The organism is Micromonospora sp. LOL_024 (assembly GCF_048060415.1).
Classification (GTDB): domain Bacteria; phylum Actinomycetota; class Actinomycetes; order Mycobacteriales; family Micromonosporaceae; genus Micromonospora.
On sequence record NZ_JBHMIS010000019.1, the window covers coordinates 82,327 to 103,561 of the forward strand.

15 protein-coding genes are annotated in these 21,235 nt (G+C 64.8%); 10 read left to right on the top strand and 5 right to left on the bottom strand.

The annotated features are described in order from the left end of the window. Positions 1-13 precede the first annotated feature (13 nt). The gene (locus ACFHWY_RS19290; protein ID WP_416581609.1) at positions 14-1,951 is read right to left on the bottom strand and encodes a DNA cytosine methyltransferase; all 1,938 of its coding nucleotides are present in this window, start codon (positions 1,949-1,951) and stop codon (positions 14-16) included. A gap of 837 nt (positions 1,952-2,788) precedes the next feature. Between ACFHWY_RS19290 and ACFHWY_RS19295 the strand changes: the two genes are divergently transcribed. Beyond that, entirely contained in the window at positions 2,789-4,405 is a 1,617-nt protein-coding gene (locus ACFHWY_RS19295; protein ID WP_416581610.1) for a hypothetical protein, read from the top strand. Between the two features lie 644 nt (positions 4,406-5,049). Here the strand turns inward: ACFHWY_RS19295 and ACFHWY_RS19300 are convergent. After that, the gene (locus tag ACFHWY_RS19300; RefSeq protein WP_416581611.1) at positions 5,050-6,828 is read right to left on the bottom strand and encodes an SIR2 family protein; all 1,779 of its coding nucleotides are present in this window, start codon (positions 6,826-6,828) and stop codon (positions 5,050-5,052) included. Positions 6,829-7,196: 368 nt separating this feature from the next. On the opposite strand from ACFHWY_RS19300, the gene ACFHWY_RS19305 reads away from it, so the two are divergent. Next, positions 7,197-10,229, top strand: coding sequence for a hypothetical protein (locus ACFHWY_RS19305; RefSeq protein WP_416581612.1), 3,033 nt, complete (start codon positions 7,197-7,199; stop codon positions 10,227-10,229). Positions 10,230-10,854: 625 nt separating this feature from the next. Here the strand turns inward: ACFHWY_RS19305 and ACFHWY_RS19310 are convergent. After that, the gene (locus ACFHWY_RS19310) at positions 10,855-12,045 is read right to left on the bottom strand and encodes an IS110 family transposase (RefSeq protein WP_416581613.1); all 1,191 of its coding nucleotides are present in this window, start codon (positions 12,043-12,045) and stop codon (positions 10,855-10,857) included. 812 nt (positions 12,046-12,857) lie between these two features. On the opposite strand from ACFHWY_RS19310, the gene ACFHWY_RS19315 reads away from it, so the two are divergent. The 8 genes from ACFHWY_RS19315 (at position 12,858) to ACFHWY_RS19350 (ending at position 19,731) form a co-directional block, all read left to right on the top strand. Next, on the top strand, positions 12,858-13,349 hold the full coding sequence (locus ACFHWY_RS19315) for a hypothetical protein (protein ID WP_416581614.1): 492 nt from the start codon (positions 12,858-12,860) through the stop codon (positions 13,347-13,349). 267 nt (positions 13,350-13,616) lie between these two features. Continuing rightward, a complete protein-coding gene (locus ACFHWY_RS19320; protein WP_416581615.1) occupies positions 13,617-14,279 on the top strand; it encodes a DUF433 domain-containing protein in 663 nt (220 codons plus the stop codon). Positions 14,280-14,298: 19 nt separating this feature from the next. Further along, positions 14,299-14,439: a hypothetical protein gene (locus ACFHWY_RS19325; RefSeq protein WP_416581616.1), complete on the top strand. Its 141-nt coding sequence runs from the start codon at positions 14,299-14,301 to the stop codon at positions 14,437-14,439. Positions 14,440-14,442: 3 nt separating this feature from the next. After that, positions 14,443-14,691, top strand: a complete 249-nt coding sequence (locus ACFHWY_RS19330) for a hypothetical protein (RefSeq protein ID WP_416581617.1) — start codon at positions 14,443-14,445, stop codon at positions 14,689-14,691. Positions 14,692-15,028: 337 nt separating this feature from the next. Beyond that, a complete protein-coding gene (locus ACFHWY_RS19335) occupies positions 15,029-16,366 on the top strand; it encodes a hypothetical protein (protein ID WP_416581618.1) in 1,338 nt (445 codons plus the stop codon). Beyond that, positions 16,363-16,935, top strand: coding sequence for a hypothetical protein (locus ACFHWY_RS19340; RefSeq protein WP_416581619.1), 573 nt, complete (start codon positions 16,363-16,365; stop codon positions 16,933-16,935). The genes ACFHWY_RS19335 and ACFHWY_RS19340 overlap by 4 nt, the downstream gene beginning before the upstream one ends. After that, positions 16,932-18,860: an AAA family ATPase gene (locus ACFHWY_RS19345; RefSeq protein WP_416581620.1), complete on the top strand. Its 1,929-nt coding sequence runs from the start codon at positions 16,932-16,934 to the stop codon at positions 18,858-18,860. Before ACFHWY_RS19340 ends, ACFHWY_RS19345 begins: the two co-directional genes overlap by 4 nt. A gap of 721 nt (positions 18,861-19,581) precedes the next feature. Beyond that, positions 19,582-19,731 carry a hypothetical protein gene (locus ACFHWY_RS19350; RefSeq protein ID WP_416581621.1) on the top strand — a complete coding sequence of 50 codons (150 nt, stop codon included), beginning with the start codon at positions 19,582-19,584 and terminating at the stop codon, positions 19,729-19,731. 36 nt (positions 19,732-19,767) lie between these two features. Here the strand turns inward: ACFHWY_RS19350 and ACFHWY_RS19355 are convergent, their stop codons facing one another. Then, positions 19,768-20,652 (bottom strand): SAM-dependent methyltransferase, encoded by an 885-nt coding sequence (locus ACFHWY_RS19355; protein WP_416581622.1) that lies wholly within the window; start codon positions 20,650-20,652, stop codon positions 19,768-19,770. Between the two features lie 266 nt (positions 20,653-20,918). After that, positions 20,919-21,083 carry a hypothetical protein gene (locus ACFHWY_RS19360; RefSeq protein ID WP_416581623.1) on the bottom strand — a complete coding sequence of 55 codons (165 nt, stop codon included), beginning with the start codon at positions 21,081-21,083 and terminating at the stop codon, positions 20,919-20,921. Between the last annotated feature and the right edge of the window lie 152 nt (positions 21,084-21,235).

Sequence of the window (21,235 nt, forward strand, 5' to 3'; positions counted from 1 at the left end):
CGCCGCCGACCGGCTACTCCCGAACGAAGGTCAGAGTCAGCAGGTCTCCGGGCAGTTTCTTCCGGCTGGCACAGTGAGCGATGAGTGGACACTCCCAACACACAGGTTGATCTTCCCTACAGAGGTCCATACCGATCAACCGTATCGCGCCCATGCGTAGAGGTGCGTCCTCGCCCGCGCCCACGAGCTTCACCAGATTGACGCGGCCCTCGCTGAGGCGGTTGGCGTGATCCGGCTCGATACCGTTCACCCGAGCCGCGACCCTCAACGTGCTCTGGCCCACCAGCATGAGATCCTCTCCGATCAGCAGCCGGTAGAGAGCCGCCTCGGCTGGCTTCATGGCCAGCTTGGCTGGTACGTCGAACCGCTTTTTCCACTGCCAGTCATAGGACCTGTCCACCAGCGGAGCCAAGCGGTCCACGCGGGCCCGGACCGACGCCGAGGGCGCCGCGTCGATGAGCCTCCTGAACAGGGCTACGGTGAGCGTCTTCGACGACCTGACGTTCGTCATAAACTCCGTCATCACGGCTGGCTTGGTCTTCGCGCCGGAGACCAAGGCCACCACGGCGGCATGAAGAGGTACGGGCTTCTCGCCGGGAAACTGATACCAGTCCCCACCGACCAACCTTTGCCTCGCCCAGTCCGTGAGACCACTCCTGACCTGACGCCAATGGGGCCGGAGCCCGGCAGGCATGGCAGTGGCGTCGCCAACAGGCTTCAGCACCTCCGCTGCGGCCTCGCCCAGCAGCGGAGGGACGGCGTTCCCGATTTGGCGGAAGGCGTCACTCCGGGTACCGGCAAACCGGAAATGGTCCGGGAACGTCTGAACACGTGCCGCCTCCCGCACGGTGAGCGTCCGAAGTTGCTGCGGGTGGATGTACCAGTAGCCGTCCTTGGCGATATGGGCGGTGATCGTACGACTGAGCTTGCCCCAGGCCAGCTTCTTGTACTTGTCCGTGTACTTCTCCGCGCTGTAGCGCTGGTACTTCCTCTCGTCCTCGGCCAGCTTCTCCTGGAGATCCGAGTACTTGGTGTCGGGCTCCATGACCTCGAAGATCCGGTGGTCGTCGACCCGGACTCTCCGGGTCATATGGTCCCAGACCACCCCCTGAGGCGCCTTTTCCCGCATTTTCTCGGCGAAAGCGGACAGGTCGCGAGGCTTCCGGTACTTCAGCTCCCGATCTCCGACCCGTTCCGTCGGAACGACCTCCAGCTCGGGCAGGTCGCCGATGGCCTCGCGCAGGGTGGTGCGCACAGAGTCGGGCTTCCGCCACGTGAAGTCGTCGACATCCCTCCTCGCCAGAAGGATGAGACGTTTCCGATGCTGAGGAACGCCGTAATGCCACGCGTCAACGAGCCGTACCTGCGTTGCGTAGCCGAGCTCCTCCAGCTCCTCCTCGATCGTCCGGATGACGAAGAAGTCGTCGTGGAGCCCCATGTCGGGAACGTTCTCCATGAGGACCGCGCGCGGGCTGATCCGCTTGACCATGTCAAGGTACGCGCTCCACAACTCCTTCCTGCGGTCCTCCGGGTCGCGGCCATGGTTCTTGACGAGGTCGCGGATCTTGTTGCGCCCCGCCCTGCTGAACGGCTGGCAGGGGGGCCCTCCTGCGACGAGATCGATCTTGGCGGGCCTGAGGATACCTTCAAGCCTGTCGCGCTCGGCGGGGTCACCGAGATCCATCTTCAGGCTAAGGCCCGGGAAGTTCGCCCGGTGGGTTTCCAGCGCACGCTCGTCGAAGTCCACCGCTGCTGCTGTGGTCCATCCCGCCCGCTCGATGCCGGAGCTGAGGCCGCCGGCGCCGGAGAAGAGGTCCACAGCCAGCCTCTTGCCCTTGCCGAAGCCTTCCAGCCAGTCCTGAAAACCCTCCAGGGTGCAGCTGTTCTCGTTCGGATCCAGCTTAAGGTAGTCACTGCGTTGAAGAGGTACGCCGTAGTGCCCCTTTTTCACAGCACAACCCCTCGTACGCGTGACATCAACCAGGACCAGGAGAACACAGACACGCTCGTGAAAGCAAGAATTCCGCCGCAGTGGACATCAGGACAACCCGCTGCTCACCCGTCGTGCTCCCCAGATATCGCTGTCCTCAGTCCTGCGCCCCAGGTCCGAACCGCTGGTCGACTCTGGGACGGCCAATCGTAAACGACCGAGAGATCATCATGTTCACCGGTTCGACGAGAGCGTCCGTCAAGGACCACGCTCAGTACGTCCCAAGGCTGACCCAGGGATCTGGCTGGAGCCAAGGCTCGGCGATGCCATCGGCGAGTGGCTGTTCGGTGTCGCGGGACGAGGTATCGGGTTGGCGGCGCGATGTTGGTTCGGACCTCTCTCCCCGCAGCCGTGACCGCGACCAACCGCGTTGGCCCTCTGGCCCAGCTCGGCACGCTCACTCCAGGCGTTGCTATGGGGCGTCCGACGCTGCTGATCCCGGCAGACCTGGGCTGGTGCAGGCCGTATCGTGCCCGTCCGGCAAGAACGACCCCTCCTGGCGTGCACACCCGGAATATCGGCTCCGCCTGAAAAGTTCAGCCAGCGTTGACACCGGAAGGCACCGGAATGAGAAGCGAGCGCATGAACAGGCCCGGGACCTCAGCACGACTCGTTCCTCCTGACGGATCCGGTCGCCCGGCAAGTTGACCAGCTGGCACCGACAACCTGGCTCGGCGATGGTGGCAACCTGTGCCGACTCTGACCTCAAGCGCGGCCGGCGCGCCCTCGATGGCGCAGCGGACTGTGGCTCGGCGGAGCCGCAGCACTGGCGTTGGAGGGGTCGCCACGGCCAGGCCAATGCTGAACAATCGACAAGGCCAAATCGACAGGAGCGAGAGGACGGGGAGACTCGGCGATGACGACGTGAGACCCGACGACGAGCTCCAGAGCCTCATCGACAGCCGCCGACAGGCGGCGCGCGATCTTCCCGGCTGGCGGTCCGCGCCGGAGCGGCTGCTCACGCTGCTCCAGCATGCGACTCGCCTCCGTGCAATGGACATTGCTCAAGTGCGTGATAGCGATGTGCCATGGGAGTCCGTCCTCGCCCAGATCATCACGTGGCACCACGAGATTCCCGTGGGAGAAGGGCCCTGTGAAGACGTAGAGGCCGCAGATATCTGCCTCGCCGCACTGGAAGCGACCCGCCTCGACAACCTCCGCGGCACCCTCAGGGCCGGTGGTTACGAGGTTCGCCGTCGTGGCGACGCCTTCCGGATCCGACACCGCTGGAATCCCGCAGTCGAGGCGGCCGACGCCTTCCTCGAACACGCCACCGCCCCTGCCAACGTTCCCGGAATCACGTCGGTCGAACGGGCGTGGATCCGGAGCCGGCCAAGAGCATCCCGAGAACTCCCCCCGGCGGATGTCCTCCGCGCGGCGGCGCAGCGCGCGAAAACGGCTGTCGACGCCTACCGCCACGCGCTGCCGGAGGGCAACCTCCCCGACTCTTTCCAACTCGATGGCGGCCTGACCGTGGGCCAAGTCGCTGATGTGCTGTCGGTCGTCATGGGATTCGCCTCACTGTGCGAGGCGGCGGCGCGCATGCTCAAGCGCACCGAGACGACTCTGGCGAGCCTCCGTCGGACCACGCTGCTGGAGATGACGGCTGAGCTGCTTCCAACGGTTCCGACGGCATGCATCGACGCCACCATCGAACGCCTCACCTACACTAGAGGCCGCTCCTGCCGCGTATCACCGCTGGCAAAGCTCGAGGACACCATCATCGTGTGCCCGCCGCTCATCACGCCTCGGGTCATCGACGCGATCATCCTGCGCAGTTCCGCGTACGACCCCGGCCGGTACGGGCCCGTCGGTCAACGGCAGGGGAACCGGGCAGTGAAGTGGAAGGACTGGCTCGGTCAGATACCTAAAGTCCTTGTGGCCGACCGGATACGAGCCCGGCGTCAAGACCGCCAAACGGCTGGCGACCTTGACGTGGTGGCGGTGGACCCGAGCCAGCGGCGAGGCCTCTGTCTCGAAATCAAGTGGCCCATCGACGCCATCTCGCTTCCCGAAGTCACCAAGATCGAGGACTGGGTTAGTTCAGCCGCCGCCCAAGTCAACCGCCTCCGCGCGGAGTTGACATCCGGCAGTGCCGTCGTGGAGATGCCCAAGGGCTGGCCCGCGTTCCCCGAAATCACCTGGACGTGGGCCGTGGCCACGCCGCAGCAGCTCTGTCTGCGGCCGCTGCCCTTCGACGACATCTACGCGACGTCCTTCCGGTACATGGCCAGCCACGGCAAGCCCCGCTCGCTCGACGACGTCATCGACACGCTCACCTCCCCCGACCTGCCCGTCGATGGTGTCGACTTCAAGATCGACACCGTCGACTTTCTGCTCGGGCGGCAGAAGGTGGTCCTAGACGCCATCGGACTCACCCAGAAGGGGTGGGAGCCGCGAAGGTGGAACTCCTGAGTGCGTGGGCGGCACGACGGGGCTGCCTGGCGTCGGAGGTGTCCGTGGTCTAGAGCCCAAGCTTGCCCTCCGGACGCCCCGCGAACGAAGCCAGACTACGACCACGCGGGCGAGGCGGAAGCGACGGCCGAACTCCGGTTCACCGACCCAGCTGGAGTCGGACCAGCCTCGCTACAGTCGCTCCTCATCACCGACCAGGACTGCCCCCTTCTGGTGGAGCGCATCCAACGCGTCTTCGACCTTAGAGGACGTCTGATTCACGTATTTTGCAAGTGATGTGATCTTCAGATGTCTCGCCCCCTGCGGACAGCCATGATCGATCGGCGGGGAAGAACAGGTCGGGTAGCGATCCGCGGCCGTGGCGCATATGGCCGGTCTGCCAGGTGAGGGCCTGCTCGGGTCCGGCCTCGACCAGCACGTAAGACCAGTTCCAGTAGAGCGACACCCTGGGGCGTGGGGAAAGACGATGTCGTGGGCGCCGGTGTCGAGGTAAGCCAACCACCAGGGCTGGTCGGGGGTCTGTGTGATGAGGTCCTCGACCAGGGCGTGTTCATAGGCGGCGACGGTGACGAGTCGTTACCGTCCAAGCGCAGGTGACCGCGGAAGGCGTATCGCCTAGGTCAATGGCGGCCGTCCGGCCGTCGTCAGCCGTAGCGGCGGCTCTGCTGCAGCTCGGCGGCTAACTCTGTCAGCGTCTGATTGAATGTGCCGGTCTCGTTCGTCGTCCAGCCCCATACTTCAAGGTCGGCATGGGCGCGGAAATCGGCGTCCCAGATCAAGCCCTCGCGGCGCCACTGGCCGTCTCCAATGAACTCTCCGGGCGCGGACCGGTACGAGGTCTGAAAGCGTTTCTGGGCAAGCGCAACGCGGTATTCGGTCCGGTGGAATAGCCGCTGGTATGACTCCTCGTCGCCCAGCAGGGGAAGAAACACCTTACGCAGTTCGTCCTTTAGCAGACGGCTGCGGGGATAGAGCCATTTGGTTCCGTTCCAGCGTGGAAAGCTGTTGATCACGTCATGGTCGAGGACCCGGTAGGTGTGCAGCGCGTCGAGCGCCGGGACCTCCCACTCGCTGCTGCCGCGATCGCGCCAGGTTGGCTCACGCAGTAGACGGAGCAGTACATCGTCACGCTGGGCGGCGACCGCGCTGAGGCTCGCTGCCTGAAGAGCCAGGAGTGCGGGGTAGTGGTGCAGCGACACCCAGAACTGGTGGAACTGGCCGTCGGGCTGGGGTCGCGCTCTCATGAGTTGCTCGATCACCCATGTCCACAACGCGGTGTGCTGGCGGTCCCGGTCGAGATAAACCCCGTGCGCCACCAGGTGCAGTAGCGTGTCGCACCGCTGTCGGATCTCGTCGTGCGCGTCCTGCACCGCTTGCCCGTCGGTGCCCGGGGCCATCTGGGGCCGGCCGGCGAGGTAGGTCCGCAGCCGCTGAACCTCGGCGTCGAGAAGATCGCGCAGCTCGATGTGCTTGATCGGGTCGGGTAGGACGCGCTTGAGGCGGGCGATGGCCAGTGTCTTGGTCAGCGGCGGGTCCGCGAGGGTATCGAGTGCCTGCAGCCGGCTGAGGAGATCCGGGAAGAACTGATCAGCGGACACCCCACCGATGACGTGTGCCCGGTGCTGGGCCACCAGACGCTGGGCGGCGGTCCCCAGAGCGGCAAAGCTCGACCAGTACAGGGGATAGCGTCGGGAACGGGTGCCTTCGATGGCGGCGACCAGCGCGTGATCCCAGTCCCCCGACCATCCGTTGATGATTAGGCCATACTCGTCCAGAACCCGATCCAGCAGCGCCTTGAGCGGCGAGGGGTAGTGACTGAGTTCCTCAACGGTGTTGAGTTGGTCGATTCTGGCGTAATCACCGTGCAGCTTGATCACCGTGCAACGTGCGTGTGCCAGCGGCTCCATACCGTCTATCGCGGTTGGGGTGGCGATGACCTGCGGGAAGACACCCTCAGCCTCCAGTGCCTGCTCGATCAGCCGGTCGAAGTTCGTGGTGAGGATAACCCGCACCGCGCCTCGCGCCACCAGCGCCGCGATCGCCCGGTGTGCCGCTCCGGGAACCTTAAGGCCCTGCTGACGCTCATCCTCGGTTGGCTCGAAGAAGCCGGCCAGGATGGCACGACGGGCTGCCGGTGTGCTGGCAAGTGACGCCAACAGGCCGGAGTAGCCCAATGGCTGGCCGTCACCGTGCTTGTTCCACCATGCGTCAGCATCGAAGTCCGTCGGGACTTGGTCGCCGGCGGCCGCAGCGACCTTGGCCGCAAGCGCGGTTACGACGCCCCAGCCGGTGGGTACGCCCGCACCGGTCGACGTACCGGATCCGAGCAGCAAGGCATAGACACCAGGTTGGGCATGCACGGAAGTCGCGAGGGCGATACGGGAGTCGAGTGCACCGCCTGCCGCCGGAACTGGGTTAACCATGGGGCGACGGTACTGGCAGCGTCTGACACCTACACCCCGGCTACCCCACTCTTCCCCGCCGTGGTCCTCTACGCACCACGGCGGGCAAACACCGAGGCGTGCCGCCCTGGTCGAGTTCATACCCTGGCTATTTCTAGGCATATCGGAAACTTCGTCCGCATCGGTCGCAGGATGACGGACGCCGTGTCCACACGTTTTGCAAGCGTGATCAGGACTTGCTTGTTCACTCGGGCGTCGGTCCGGTGATCGGACCTGCGGCAATCGAGTCCCACGGGCCGGCACCGCACGGGGCGGCAGGCTTGACGACCGGATCGTGTCGGCCGAGGACGCAGGCGGTCCGACGAGGTCTTGTCTGGCATGATCTCGTCGTGCCCACTGGTCTGGAGCTGCTCCTCGCGCAGAAGGTGGGAACTACAGCAGCGAAAGCGGCTGTCCTGGGCCTTGCCCGGAGATCTTTCCCTGGACGGCTGATCAGCCGCCTGAAGCGCCACCAGATTGAGCCCAAGTTGACCTTCAGGGAGAAGCGGGGGATTCGACGGCTCGTCAGGATGCCCGACGTGTGGCCACTTCTCTGGGCACTGTCACCCACTTCGCTCGCCGACCTGGCTCTACGTATTGACGAAGAGGTGGTGGTGCGGCGAGGAGTCGCCGAATCAGCATCCACCCGTGCTCGCCTCCTCGCGAATGCCGTGCAAGCCGAGATCATGGGTGCGCTTGACGTGGACGACGCGCAGGCTGGACTCAGCCACCAGATCCGGCTGGTAGACGATTCTGTACGATCGCTCGATTCGAGATTAAGTGATCTTGGAGTCGGCGTTCTTCGTGATGCCGTGCCCCTCAGCGTCGATCCTGATGTCGTCCTGCGGGGGCCGATGGAAGCCCTCGGTCTTGCCGCGAAACACGCGCAGGCGCAGGAACTGTCGGATGGGGACCCCGTTGGTGCTGCTCGATTGTTCTGCGAGATCGCCGAGCGGTTGGAGGTTGAAGGCTACGGGGGTCTGGCGCGTCCGGTGCGGCTGCAGGAGGCTCGGCTTCTCACCAAGGGTCGTCAGCCGCTGCTGGCAGCGGCGGCATGGATGCCCCTGGTTTTAAAGGATCTGTCGGACGGGTCAACCCCTGTCTGCCGCGAGGCCGCCTCAGCGTTCGAGCAACTCGGAGGCGTACCGTCTGCCCCGGCGTGGCTGCCCGCACGCGCGGCGGTCATCACGCAGTTAAACAGGTGGTTCCGGGATCTCAGCGTTTTGTCCACCTCGTTGCTCACGTCGGCCTGCGCGGTGGTGGAGGCCGAAGATCCGAGTGCGCAGGAACTTCTCACACTCGCCGTGGAGGCGGCTCTGGCAGCAGGCGACCGTGCGGCGGTGGTGCGGGTCCGGACGGTGTTGGAGGCAGCAGTCGCCGGCGCCGAGGAGGACATCGCTGTTCGGCTCGAGCTGGTGTTGGCCGAGGCTGCGTGTGATGAGGCCCGCTGGGCGAGGTTAATCGACCGCGCGGCCCCTGCCTCAGCAGGTATCAGTACCAAGCATGCTGCGCTTGTTTATGCCCGCCGCGGGCGCTACCTGTTCTGGGACAACAAGCCGTTGGAGGCCGAGGCAGCCTATCGGGCTGCGGTGGAACGTGCCTGCCGAGCGGCGCTGTGGCAGGACGCTGCCCAGTGGATGCTCGCTCGTGCTCGCATTCTGAGTCGCGCCTCGGTCATCGGGGATCTATCGGATCTTGTAAGACGAGCGTCTGCGGTCCGCGCCAGTGGCTCTGGCGGGCTGCTGCAGCGGGGCCACGACCCGCTGACCGCGGCACTCAAGCATCTGCTCGCGGGCAAGCTACAGGCTGCTCTTCCAGAACTACGCCGACACCTACGCGACAGCGTCCGGGTCGCTCACCTCGAAGACGAGATCGAGGCACATCGTCGACTGGGGACGTTGTACGAGAAGACGGAGCGTGAGCCAGCCGCAGCGGTGCATCACCACGTCATGGCTGGGGATGCCAAGGAGGCGGCACGGATCGCGGGTCTGACACCCTTCTTCGTCGATTGCGCCGCACTGGCTGAGCACCCGCAGGCTCAGACGCGGGCGGCAGCCCTGCAGGCCACGGCTGCTCAGGGCGACCTGGTACCCGACGCGGACGTCGAAACCTGGATCATCCGGTCCCTGGCTTCGGCGACCGGGTCAAGGACCGGGATCGTCGGCCCTCTGCCCTGGGTGCAGGGCTTTGCGGTTCTCGCCGCCTTGGCCGAGAGGATCGAGGAGTCCCACCTCGATGCGGTCCTCGATGCGGTCGACCCGCTCGTGCCCCGGCAGGCCAACGAGCACACCTGGGTGGACGACTCGCTTGTTCGGATCATCGCAGGGCTGGCCGTGCACCTACCTGCAAGTCGGGAGGTACTCTCCGGCCGGATACTCGCCCTGTTCGATGCTTCCGACGATCTCGCCCGAGAGCTTCTTAACGAAACCGCCGCAGTAGAAGCCTGCCTCGATCAGCTCCGTGAACCACTTCGGCAGCGTGCCGAAGCCGGTAACCCAATCGCTGTGCAACTCCTTGCCATCCAGGGCGACACACATCCGGCGGTGGTTGCCGCTGTCGAGGAACAAGTTCGGACGGTGATCGAAAGCCCACCGAATCATGGGCCCGGCTATGTGGCTGAGCGAGTCGGTGTTGCTCTCCCCGCGTACGTCGCAGGGTGCCTGCCCGTCGATCGGCAGGTCGACCTCGCACGCGACTTCGTCAGGCGCGCCCTCGAGAGCGGCGACTCCGAGGGCAACCGAACCCAAGCCATGCGAGGCTGTGAAGTTCTGGCAGCCAGCTTGCCCGACACGGTCCGACGCGAGCTGGCAGAGTTGGTGCTGCCAGCGTCACGAGGAGACGCTCCCCTCAGCCCGTTCGATCAACTCGGTGACAGGTTCACCCACCCCTTGGGCACGTTCCAGATGTTCAACCAGCCCGGGTCACTGCGACGAGCGGCCGTGCGCGCGGCAGCGTGCCTAGCCGTCGACGAGGACGTAGCGCGGAGGGTTTGGGAGGCAGCGCGCCCCCTCTTGCGCACCGGGAACCGTGCAGACTCCCTCGCTGCAGCAGAGGCCGCCTACCGACTCGCCGAGCGGGGCTTTCCTCCGCCGATGCGATGGGCAGATCTGGCGTCGTCCGGCGATGCTTCCCTGCGGCAAGCCGCAGCGGCCTTGATGGCTGTCCACCCTGAGATCGAGGCGGCGCTCGCGCAGGAACTGGCCAAGGACGACCACCACGCCGTACGCGGCGAGGCCGCCGTCGCCTGCTCAGCACTCGCGAACCGGGACCCAGACCTCGCACAATCGCTGGCCGCGATCCTCTCGAACGACGCCCGCTTCAGCATCCGACGGTCCGTTCCGGTGTCCCTCCTAATTCCAACGGAGGTGCAAGGACTGGGCTGACGTCAACGCCGCCTCAACCCGGGCTCCCTCAGCACCACGCAACCGACGAGGGCTTCCGAGGCCACAAAGCCAAGACACGCGTCCGTAGCCGAGCCGACCGGCAACTCCTCGCCGGACTCGTCGTCGACCACCGCCCCGCCACACCACGACGAGTACGACCAGCTTCGCGCCATCCTCCACAACGCCGCCCGCACCGGCCTCACCCCGCAGAACCGGACCGGCCACCCCGACTTCGCTCAATACCTCATCGGACGAGTTCTCTGGGTCGGCCATCACCACCCGGCACGCGCAGCCAAACTCGCCACGCTGCTGGCCCACGCTCTCGTGGCACCGTAAACTGACGCGGCGCGGCACCTTCACCGGATCTCGGTGAGGACGCGTCGAAGCGGCCGAAGCATGGCCTAAGCAGGACTTACGCCCGTTCGGCTGATCTTCGGCAAGCGAGCACAGCAACGCGCACGTGCGACCTGCTAACCTGAAAACAGAATAGGAACCCGCAGGTAGTTGGCCTCTGTATGCAGATAGAGCGTCGTCTTAGGAGTCCCCATGTGACTCCGGATGATCTTTCTGGGCAGGTTGCAGCGACCGGCGCCCTCCTGGGCGTCGGCGGTGGGTGGGGGATCGGTCAGGCGGGGATGCTGGCGGGTGTGGTGGGTCGGGTGAAGGTTTTGCCGTCGCGGACGAGGGCCCAGAGGACATCGACGCGTCGTCGGGCGAGCGCAAGCATGGCTTGGCGGTGGGGTTTGCCCTCGGCGCGTTTCTTCTCGTAGTAGGCGCGGGATGCGGGGCATTCTCTGAGGGCGGTGAACGCGGCCATCCAGAGGATGTGTCGCAGTTTTCGGTGGAAGCGGCGAGGCCCGCGGTGGTTGCCGGATGTGGTGCCGGAGTCGCGGCTGATGGGTGCCAGGCCGGCGTGGGCGGCGAGTTTCGCCGCGGTGGCGTATTCGGTCATGCCGGCGGTGTGGACGAGGAGTTCGGCGGTGAGCAGGGTGCCCATGCCGGGCAGGCTGCTCACGATCGGTGCGAGTGGGTGTTGGTGGAGGTGTTCGGCGATGAGGTCGTCGACGCCGGCGATGCGTTGCTCGATGGCGAGGATCTCGGTGGCCATCTGCCCGACGACGACCGCGGCCGAGCGGTGCCCGGGTGTGGTCACGGCTTGTTGCCGTGCGGCGGCGACCATGGCGTCGGCGACCTCAGTGGCATTGCGGACGTGGCCCCGGCGCAGCAGCGCGGTGATCCGGTCGACGCCGGCGTGGCGGATCGCGGCGGGGGTCTGCCAGCAGGCCAGCACCATCATCGGGCCTTTCCGGTTCAGGTCGACCGCTCGTTCAAGGGCCGGGCTGATGCCGGTGAGTAGTTCCTGGAGCCGGAAGAGGGTCGCGACGCGTTGACCGACGAGGTCGGCGCGGTAGCTGGTCAGGACGGTCAGTTCGGCGATGAGCCGGTCGGTGGGTTCGAGGACGGGGATGTCGGGGCGCATGCGGATGGTCTGGGCGATGACCACCGCGTCGCGGGCGTCGGTCTTGTTCTCTCCGGCGAACGCTGCCGCCATGTGGAACGCGACGGTGCCAGAGACGTAGCGGACCTGGACCTGGCGGCGCCACAGCAGGGTCAGCAGCAGCGCGGACAGACCGGTGGTGATGTCCACCGCCCAGCAGACCGGCCGACCGACGGCCGAGACGTCGGCCATGACGGTAAGCAGGGCGGTCTCGTCGTTGGCGACGCGCTGGGAGTAGACCAGTCGGCCGTCACCGTCGACGGCGGCCACATGGTGGTGGGCCTTTCCGATGTCCACACCAATCCACAACTTCGCCACGAGGGTGCTCCTCTTCAGGGGTTGATCTTTGCGGGGTCGCCCTGGCCTGCGGATTCGGAATTGCCGGCACCTTCTCAGCTGCGAACCGTGTCGCGAGTCTCCATCAGCGGTCTACCGGATCTGCAGACGAACGAAGCAGCGGGTGGCATCTCCTACCGTCAGCCAACATCTCGGCGAAACCTGTGCGGCCATGCCCACCGCTTCCTGGGCATGAGCTTTCTACCGGCCCGCCGGCTCGTCGCGATCACCGGTGCACGGGACTGGGCGGGGAGCGGTTGGCACATCGTTCGTCAGCCACATTCTCGGCGGACCACACCGAGCCATCACCGCTCCCCACCGGCCCACGCGCCCCTACATGTGCTCGTCAGATGCCCGGTTGAGTTCGCGCGAACTGTTCACGCTCGCCGCTCACTGCGGGTCGAGGTCGAGGTGGGCTCGACCGGTCGGCGTCGACACGAGGCGCGCACTGGGACGTTCGGATGTAGGGCCATTGGGGGTAGTGGGCTCCTTCCACGGCACGGCTGGTCGCACCACCCGCGGTGAGCCAGTGTCCCGGCGGGAGCACCGCCGTGAGCGGACAGCGTGTGTGCTTCGCCAAGTCCCAGCAGGAAGGGCCCCAGTGCTGGGCGTCCCCACGACTTCTCCCTCTTCGGTTGCCCGTGGTCCTGGGCATGGACTGGTGTGGCGTGACAGACAGCCGGTGCCGTGCGGCTTGTCGGAGTGCGGCGAGATCACGACCCGCATTCGCCGATCATCCGATCGGGCGGTCACAGTCCGAGCCTGGTTGGTTGCCTACTGTAGATTGCACTCTCGTGCTTCTCCTGGCAGCGAACTCGGAGCCCGCAGCGCAACCCACCTTCTGGGACAACGTCGTATGCATCCTGTTCTGCTCGGCGGGTCTCTTCCTGTACGTGTGCTACTACTTCGGCTTCAGGATCAACGCCAAGTGCCTCGTCCTGGCCAAGACCACCAGGAAGCCGTGCACGAAGGACGGCAAAATCCTCGTCGGCTGCCAGCAACACGGGCGACAAAAGATCGTGGCCTGGGTTCGCCACCTGGGTGCGGCTAGCTGGCTCGATCCGTGGCTCTACCGGCTGCACATCGTGCCGCCGTCGTTCGCGCCCCTGCCGCTGCACCCGGCGCAGGCAGCTGCTCCCAGCGTCGCGCTGCCAGTCGCATCCGAGACGCCCGGCAAGCGCATGACGCTCGAAGCCCGTATCGCGTTGTGCGCGTTGGCCCTCACCGTCCTCCAAGCGATCACAGCCCTGCTCGCCCTCGCCGTCGACGTCGCCGCTGGCACGTAGGACCGGCTCGACCCCGAAAACCTCCCCTGCGTTGCGGAATGCCCCTGTCCGCGTGGCCGAGCAAGTCGGGTGGCCTACCAGTCCTGCCCGATATTGATTGCCGCACGCTCGTCCGCAGGCTCACCCCAGGCGCCACTCGGCTCGCTACCGCCCAGAGCATGGGCGAGCGTCGCCACGAGCGCCTCACCTCCACGTTGGTGCGCTCCCTACGCCACGTATGCAATGCTGCTGACAGCGAATCAATGACGCACCGAAAGGGGGGCAGAAATGGGCGATGTCCGCTTTACGGAAGGAATTCTCAATCTAGCCCAAGCCGGGCGTCATCTCCGGGTCCCGCAACAGACTTTCCACCGGTGGGCGCGCGGCTACCAGCGCGGCGGTCCGCTGCTGCACGTCACCGATGGTCATCCGGATGTCCTGCCGGTCACGTTCATCGCCCTAGCCGAGGCGCACGTGCTGGAGGCGCTGCGGAACGCTGGCGTGCGTCCGCAGAAAATCCGCCCAGCCCTGACGGAACTCCAGCGGCAGTTCGGCCGTGAGTACGTCCTCATCGCACCCGATCTGGCCACTGACGGCATCGACGTGCTGTGGGACTTCAGCAAAACCCGCTCCGGCGAGGGCCTGATTGTTGGTGGCACCAACCAACATGTGATCAAGGAGATCGTGGCCGATCACATGGAGTACATCGCCTTCGACAGCGAAGGGATCCCCGAGCAGCTGACGCTGTCCAACTGGCAGCCAGCCAAGGTGATCGTCAACATGCGGCGCTCGTTCGGGCAGCCGATCTTTGCCGCCACGGGAACCCGGGTGGCGGACGTCGCCGGCATGATGAAGGCGGGTGAGAGCGCTGAAACAGTCGCGGACGAGTTCGGAATCGACATCCACGACGCCCGCGCCGCCGCACGCGTCCTCCTGGGCCGCGCCGCCTGAGTTCTACATCGACGAGAACATGCACGGCCGGTCGCTGCGCCGGTGCATCACCGAACTCGGCTACCAGGTACACAGCCCCGCTTCCGTCTTCACCCGGGAACGGCTGGAGCAGGGCGTCAGGGACGAGGACTGGCTGCCAGTGATCGGCGAGAAGGGCTAGGTCGTGTTCGGCCGCGACCAGTACATTCTCAAGCGGGAACTGGAGCTGCAAGCCTTCCTCAACGCCAAGGTGCACATGTTCCTGTTCCCCGGCGACGCCGCCCGCGACCACATCATCGAGTTGGTGCGGCTGAACCTGGCCCGGATCTGCGCGCTCGCGTCGGCCCGCCAACCGAATGTCTACTGGCTCAGGCGAAACAGCGTGACCAGCTACGAGGATCGCCTCGCTGAGATTTCCCGCCGCCGCCCATAGAGGGGCCCTTGCGACCTGGCATGACGACGACGCGCGACGCGTTGCTGTCAGCCTGACCGTAGCCGTGCTGCAACCTGCAGGGTGCCGACTTCATGAGTTGTTCGGCCGACGCCGAGGCCAGGGTTTCAGGTGGTCGTGGGCGTCTGACAAGAACGCTCCGTCGAAGGCTCGACAGACCCTCTGCTGTCAAGTACGAGACAGAGAACGGGTTAGCACTCAAGCAGTCGGGCAGACTCCGGAACGATCACAGAACGCTAAGTGGTCGAGCGGCCACGGATGACCGGGCGGGTGGCGTTTGCAGGTTGCAGAGAGTGTGGCTACGGCTGCCGAGCTGGTCGTGACAGAGGTGCCGCCGGATGATGCCGGTGCGCGGACTGCCGATCAGTACGAGTGGCAGGCGGTCATGGCGGCGGCCGACGGCCTACGGCTGTACCTCGACTCACTGGACGTGAGCGGGCGCCTGGTGTCAGCGGATGGTTGTCGGGTGCTGTGTGAGCGGCATGAGGACTGGGTGACGCTCCGCGGCGAGGACGCCGAACTAGTGTCAGCCAAGCACTGGGGGCTGTCGTTCGGCGCTTACACCACGTTGAATTCTCTGGCGGACGACGGCGGTGTGGGACACCTCTTCGGTCGTTGGCTGGTCATGCAGGAGAAGTCGATCTGCCGGCTTGTTACCACTCCAGGACTGGGTGATGGACAACCGAAGCATCTGGGCATTCTGGCAGAGACGCTGCGTGACCGCCGTTTGGCCGGGCGAGAGCTAATCGCACCGGGCGAGTTCGACGAGCTGCTGACCGCCTTCGGCAAGGCTCTGCTCAAGCATTGCGACGGGCTTACAGATCGGTGGGAAGCCGACGCCAGTGGCCTAGGCGAGACGGTCCCGACCGCTGAGCACCGGCAGCAGATGGCTCGTTTCCTCTCCATGTTCAGGTATCAAGCAAGTCCGACCAAGGAAGTTGTCACCTTCGCGGCCCCCAACATGTACGCCCAACCAGTACTCAACCGCCTTGGCAGCACGGTAGCGGCGGAGTCGGTGTGGCAGGCCGTGGTTTCCTTGTTCCGGGCCCGCATGCGAGCTGGTGGACCAACGGAGGCAGGCGGCCTACCAGCAGTTCTGGTCGCTCCCGTGGGTGCCGCTGCGCCGAGCGTCGTCGAGCGCGAGAAGGAACTTACGAGCCGGATCGTGCCACTCGGAGATATCGATGTGGCCATCCGCACCGCGATCGCCCACCCAGCAGGTTTCGCCAGGCTGCCACGGATGGTTCGCACCAGCCGGCTCGCTATCAAGATGCAGGTCGGCGGATGTTCTGACAACGCCGTCGAGCGAGCCGAGCAGCTTCGCCTGGACTACCAGGATCTCTGGCGTGACCGTACAGCGTCCGATCCCCGGGCACGCGTAGACCAGATGCGGCTACGGCGTGCACTGCTTCGCATCAGCGACGTCGCAACATCAAAGGTGAAGGCACCTGCCACCAGTTGGGGTGCCGAGCTATGGCGCGAACTCGAAGCTCAACTGGAGCAGCAGGCCGCGACGCTGCCGCAGGAGGTCGATGTAGACCTAGCTCTCGGCGGTCTGTGTGACCTGTCGAATGAGTGCAAAGTGTGGTTCAGCGAGAGCTTCGACATCGATGCCGAGGTGGTTCACCGTCGAGGCGAACGAGGTGCGGGCCTGTGACGACGTCTTTCCAGGCCGCCGAGCTGGCCCTGCTGCGAGAGGATCTGGCCTACCACCAGGCACGCGTCCTGCTGCTGGTAGCCGCCACCGCAGCCGAGCCAGGACACAATCGCAAGCTCGACGGTCTGACGAAGCTTGCGAAGTTGGATTTTCTACTGCGATACCCAGCGTTGGCAACTCAGGTTCTGGACGCATTAGGCAGCGACGACCCTCGCCTGCATCTTAACGACGAGGAGCGCCGGGAGCCGACTGCGGTAGAGGCGCCGATGACTCGCTACAAGTACGGGCCTTGGGACGACCGCTACTACGCCATCATCGGCGCGTTGGTGGGCCGCGGATTACTGCGCTACACCAGAGGCCGCAAAGGCAGCGTGGCCCTCGTAGCCACAGCCGCCGGTCGGGAAATGGCCGATGAGATGGCCCGCTCGTCCGCTTGGTCGGAGATCGCGGACCGTAGCCAGGCCATCGCGCAAGCGTCTATCGGCCTAACTGGTAACGCTCTGAAGGAACTCATCTACCAGAGGTTGGCTGACCTCATGGACCGACCCCACCGGCAGGTAATCCGTTGACCACGAACTTCCGCCTCAACAGGGTTCTTCTCGACACCATCGAAGGACCGGTGCGGTACGCGTTCCCTACGGATCTGACGATTCTCTCCGGACCAACCGGCGTCGGAAAGACCACATTGTTAGAAGCGATCAAATTCGGCTTTGGCGGCGACGGCATGCTCGCTCCCGTCATTACCGAGAGCGTCACCGACGTCAGCGTCGATGTGACCATCGGAAGAGCCCGCTACCTCCTTGTGCGTAGCACCGACGCCAACAAGCGTGGCAGTGTACGAGTGACCGACCTGCGTATACAGGAGCGGCTGCCGGATCACAGCGTCAACCTGGATCACGTGCCCAGCCTGAACTCGCTGCTCATGAGCGCGCTGGGCTTCCCCGACAACATGCGTGCTGCCGCTCGGACCGGGGGCAGCACAAACGCTGGTACGCGAATATCCTTCGCAGACATCTTCTCGTTCATGTACATCGCCCAATCTGAGATAAACCGTGACATCGCCCGCAGCCAGGACACGTACCTGGAATCCAAGCGCAAGGCTGTGTTTGAGCTGCTATTCAGACTCACTGATGCGGAAATTCTATCGCTGCGCTCAAAGGCAAATCGGCTTCACGGTCAGGTAGCCGCAGCGCAGAAGGAGACCGAGACCGTCCGCAGCTTCCTCCACACCACTAACACCACTGGCAAGGAGGAGGCGCTCGACGCCTACGGGGACGCCACCAACGATCAGATCGCCGCTGAGGCACAACTACGTGTGCTGCGAGCAGCGATCAATCCGGTCACCGACCGGGAGACCCAAGTAATGCGGGACCTCCTCACCGACACCGAGCGACGACTAGCCGACGCCCGCGCTGCGGTCACGACACTAACCCGCCAACGCCGGGACTTGACCAGCGAGCGGAGCCGCGTCGAGGCAGATCTCGCGCGTCTGCAGCGCATGCGCGACGCCGGTGCCAGGATCGCGAATATCGAGTTCATTACATGCCCACGATGCGTACAGTCGCTGGCAAGCCGCCCGGTCCCTGAGGGTTCATGCCGTGTTTGCCTACAGAACGATCCCGTCACCACCGGGCCTGACGACGATCAGTACGAACAACACCAGCTTACCGACCAGCTACGGGAGATGGACGAGCAACTCGACGCCCTAGACAGTCAACTCGACGCCGTCAACGAGGCGGTCGACGAACGTGAAACGCTGATCAAACACCTGACCCTCGAGATTGAAACGCGTACCTCAGAGCGGGTAACGCCCCGCCTGCAGGCATACACCGACGCATCCAACAAATTAGCCGAGGCTCGGGCCCGCCAACGAGAACTCGAGACAATCTTAAGGCAGTGGGATCGTGTGGACGACCTCGCCGCCTCCGAGAAGCGCCTCAGCGCTGAACGCGATCGCGTCCGGGCAGACCTTGCCCAGCGCGAGACGAACCTCAACAAGCGGCGGCAGTCCATCCTCGATGACCTGAACACCGAGTTCGCCCGAGCAATGCGCAGCATCGGGGTCCCGAGCATCGAAACCGCCACCATCCACCCCACGAACTACCTCCCACTGTTGAACGGGCGGCCCTTCTCGAAAGCAAGCAAAGGCGGCGGCATCATCACCGCCACGCAGATAGCCTATTGGACTTCGATCCTCTACATGGTGGTCTCCCGCGGCGACACCAACTTCCCGTCATTTCTGCTTATTGATAGCCCTCGCATGGCGTTGAACGCGGCAACCGACATCTCGACAGCCCTCTACCAGCGACTCGCGAACACTGCAGCCGCACTCCCGGGAAAGCTGCAGTTTATCGTCGCCGACAACCAACTGCCTAGCACGGCGCGACGCGAGTTCTCAGAGATTGACTTCGACTACGACCACCCCACTGTATCGACCATCCATCATCCCGGTCCGTCCGCTGTCCGGACGATGCACGACAACGAGGCCATGTAGAGCTATCACACGAAAAACCGCAATCTATCCGAGCCAGCTACACGAACCAGCACGCGTCAGCCAGGCTACTTTGAGTAATCAAACTATCGCCCGACTAAGGCCACGCTACCAAGGGGAGTTGCGTTGACTGGTCGGGGTGGTGGTCAAAGGGCGGTGCTTGGTCAACTTGTGTAACCCGCTCGGACGCTGGATAGGTCGTGTCACCGGTGGAACTCGGAGGGGCAGCCGACGCTGATCCTTGCAAGGCCGTACAACATCAGCAGCGTAAGTGCGGTGAAGCTTGACCACCTTGCCGCCGCCGGTGGGCTGCACATCGCGTTGGCGGATAGCGGCTGGTACGGGTAGGGCGCGCTGTCGGTGGAGGTGTAGAGGGCCGACGTCTACCAAACGGTGCACGACTGAACGGCGCGGCTACGTCGGACGCCCGAGGTGAGGCTCAGCGGTCGGGGCGATGACCCTGCAGCGATGACCCGGTCACATACAGTTCAGGGTGAGAGATGATGGCGCCCACCCAGAGGGCAACCATGACCGTCGACTTCACCTCGCACCTCACCGAAATCGAACTCCAGGCCGCCGCCACCCTCGTCGGGGACGCGCTCGCCGACCACGACCGGCGGTACCTCGCCACGCTCACCCCGAGCAGCTCGCCGCCCACAGGCACGCCCTCGAAACCCTCTACCAGCACGTCGACCGCATCTGGGAGACACCCAAGCAGGCCGGCATGCATCCGGAAGAAATGGGCGGCTACGGGGCTGTCGCGGGCCTGCGGGATCTGCTGTCGTCGACGCTGTACGGCGCCATGGATGAGGTGGCCGGGGACAGGTTGGATGGGCTGCGGGCACAGGTGATGATTGAGAATCTGGACGATTGAGCCGGGTTGACACGCCACAAATGATCGAGCAACGCCTCATGCCTTTTCAAGCACGATCAAGTGGTACTCCAGCCAACGCCGCGACAATCCTACTTGCAACGCCGACCCACCAATCATGTTGGCCCAGAAGGGCATTTCAACAAGACGGTTACGAAGCCGTGGAACTACAGCTGTGGCGCCCATAGCCAGCTTGATCGCGCGATCGCGTGGCCGACCAAGGCGCAAATATGAAGTAAGATCCAGATCCTCGACCAGGCGCAAGCCAGCTCGCTCAGACATGACGACCAGCTCGGCCACAGTGTGCAAACTTCCGATACGCCACCCGGCGCGGAACTGGTCGAGACAGCGCTCACGAACGACGAGCCCGCGATCCTTGTCGGTCATCCAGTCGTCGCACAAGATAAGGCGGCCTCCAGAGCGCAGCCGATCCACCAGGGACGGGAGTAGGTCCTCCAGCGACGGCGAATGAACAACCGCCTCTACGGCGATCATGGCGTCGTAGTGTGGTTCCGCGGGAAGCTCGGCGAAATCGGCACAGATCACGTCACAGCGTTCAGTCAGTCCTTCGCGGGCGAACCGCTTTGCTGCGATCTCGGCCTGCACTCGGCTGATGGTCACACCAGAAATGAACGCGTCCACCTCGTGGGCCAAGCGAACCATCGTCCCGCCGACGCCGCAGCCAAGGTCAAGCACCTTTGCGCTTCCCGGAGGGACGTACCCGCGCAAACGCTCGATCATCAGGCGGTTGACGGTGTCCATAGCCTCTGCCACGTTCGCGACATCCGGCGTCCACACGCCACGGTGGATAGCGTCACTGCCTGGGCTCTCGGCAACCAGGAGGAACCGACGGGTGTTGTCGTCGTAGTAGTCAGCGACGCGATCAACGTGGCCAGATGCAACGCGCTCAGGTGTCGAACTCATCGACGCAAGCTATCACGGCGGGCCTCCGGCTCGGAGGGTCGCACGCACCTACTACCCAGCACGCGGCCTTTGATCGGTCTGGCAACTCGCAGAACGCCCCCAACAACCGAACCCTTGACCTGCAGTGGAGTACGACACAGGCTTCCCGTACAGGGTCTTCATGCCAGGGCCTGTTCGACCTGTGCTCGGACGGTGCGGTGATGCCTGTTCAGGTTTCTCTTCCAGTCGGGTAGTTCGCTGCCGCCTGCGGGTTTCGGTAGGGATGATCACGTCGGGGTTTTGCTGCGGTAGGCGCTGTCGGCTATGACCGGCCTACCTGCGAGTTTCTGGTCGATGCCGGAGGTGCGGTAGACGATGGTGTCGTTGCGGCTGCCGGGTTGCGGGGCGCCCAGGGCGACGACGAGGCGGGCGTGGGCGCAGAATTTCCGCATGTCGTCGCCCGCCGGAGGACAGCTGTGTGCGACCATCCCCCGGTCAGGGCGGTTGCAAGTTCCGGGGTCGTGCGGCTGGTCGGGTAGTGACCGGTTGGGGTGTATAGCAGAGCAGGCACGAGCTTCGTGATCATTGTGGTGTCTAAGCCCGA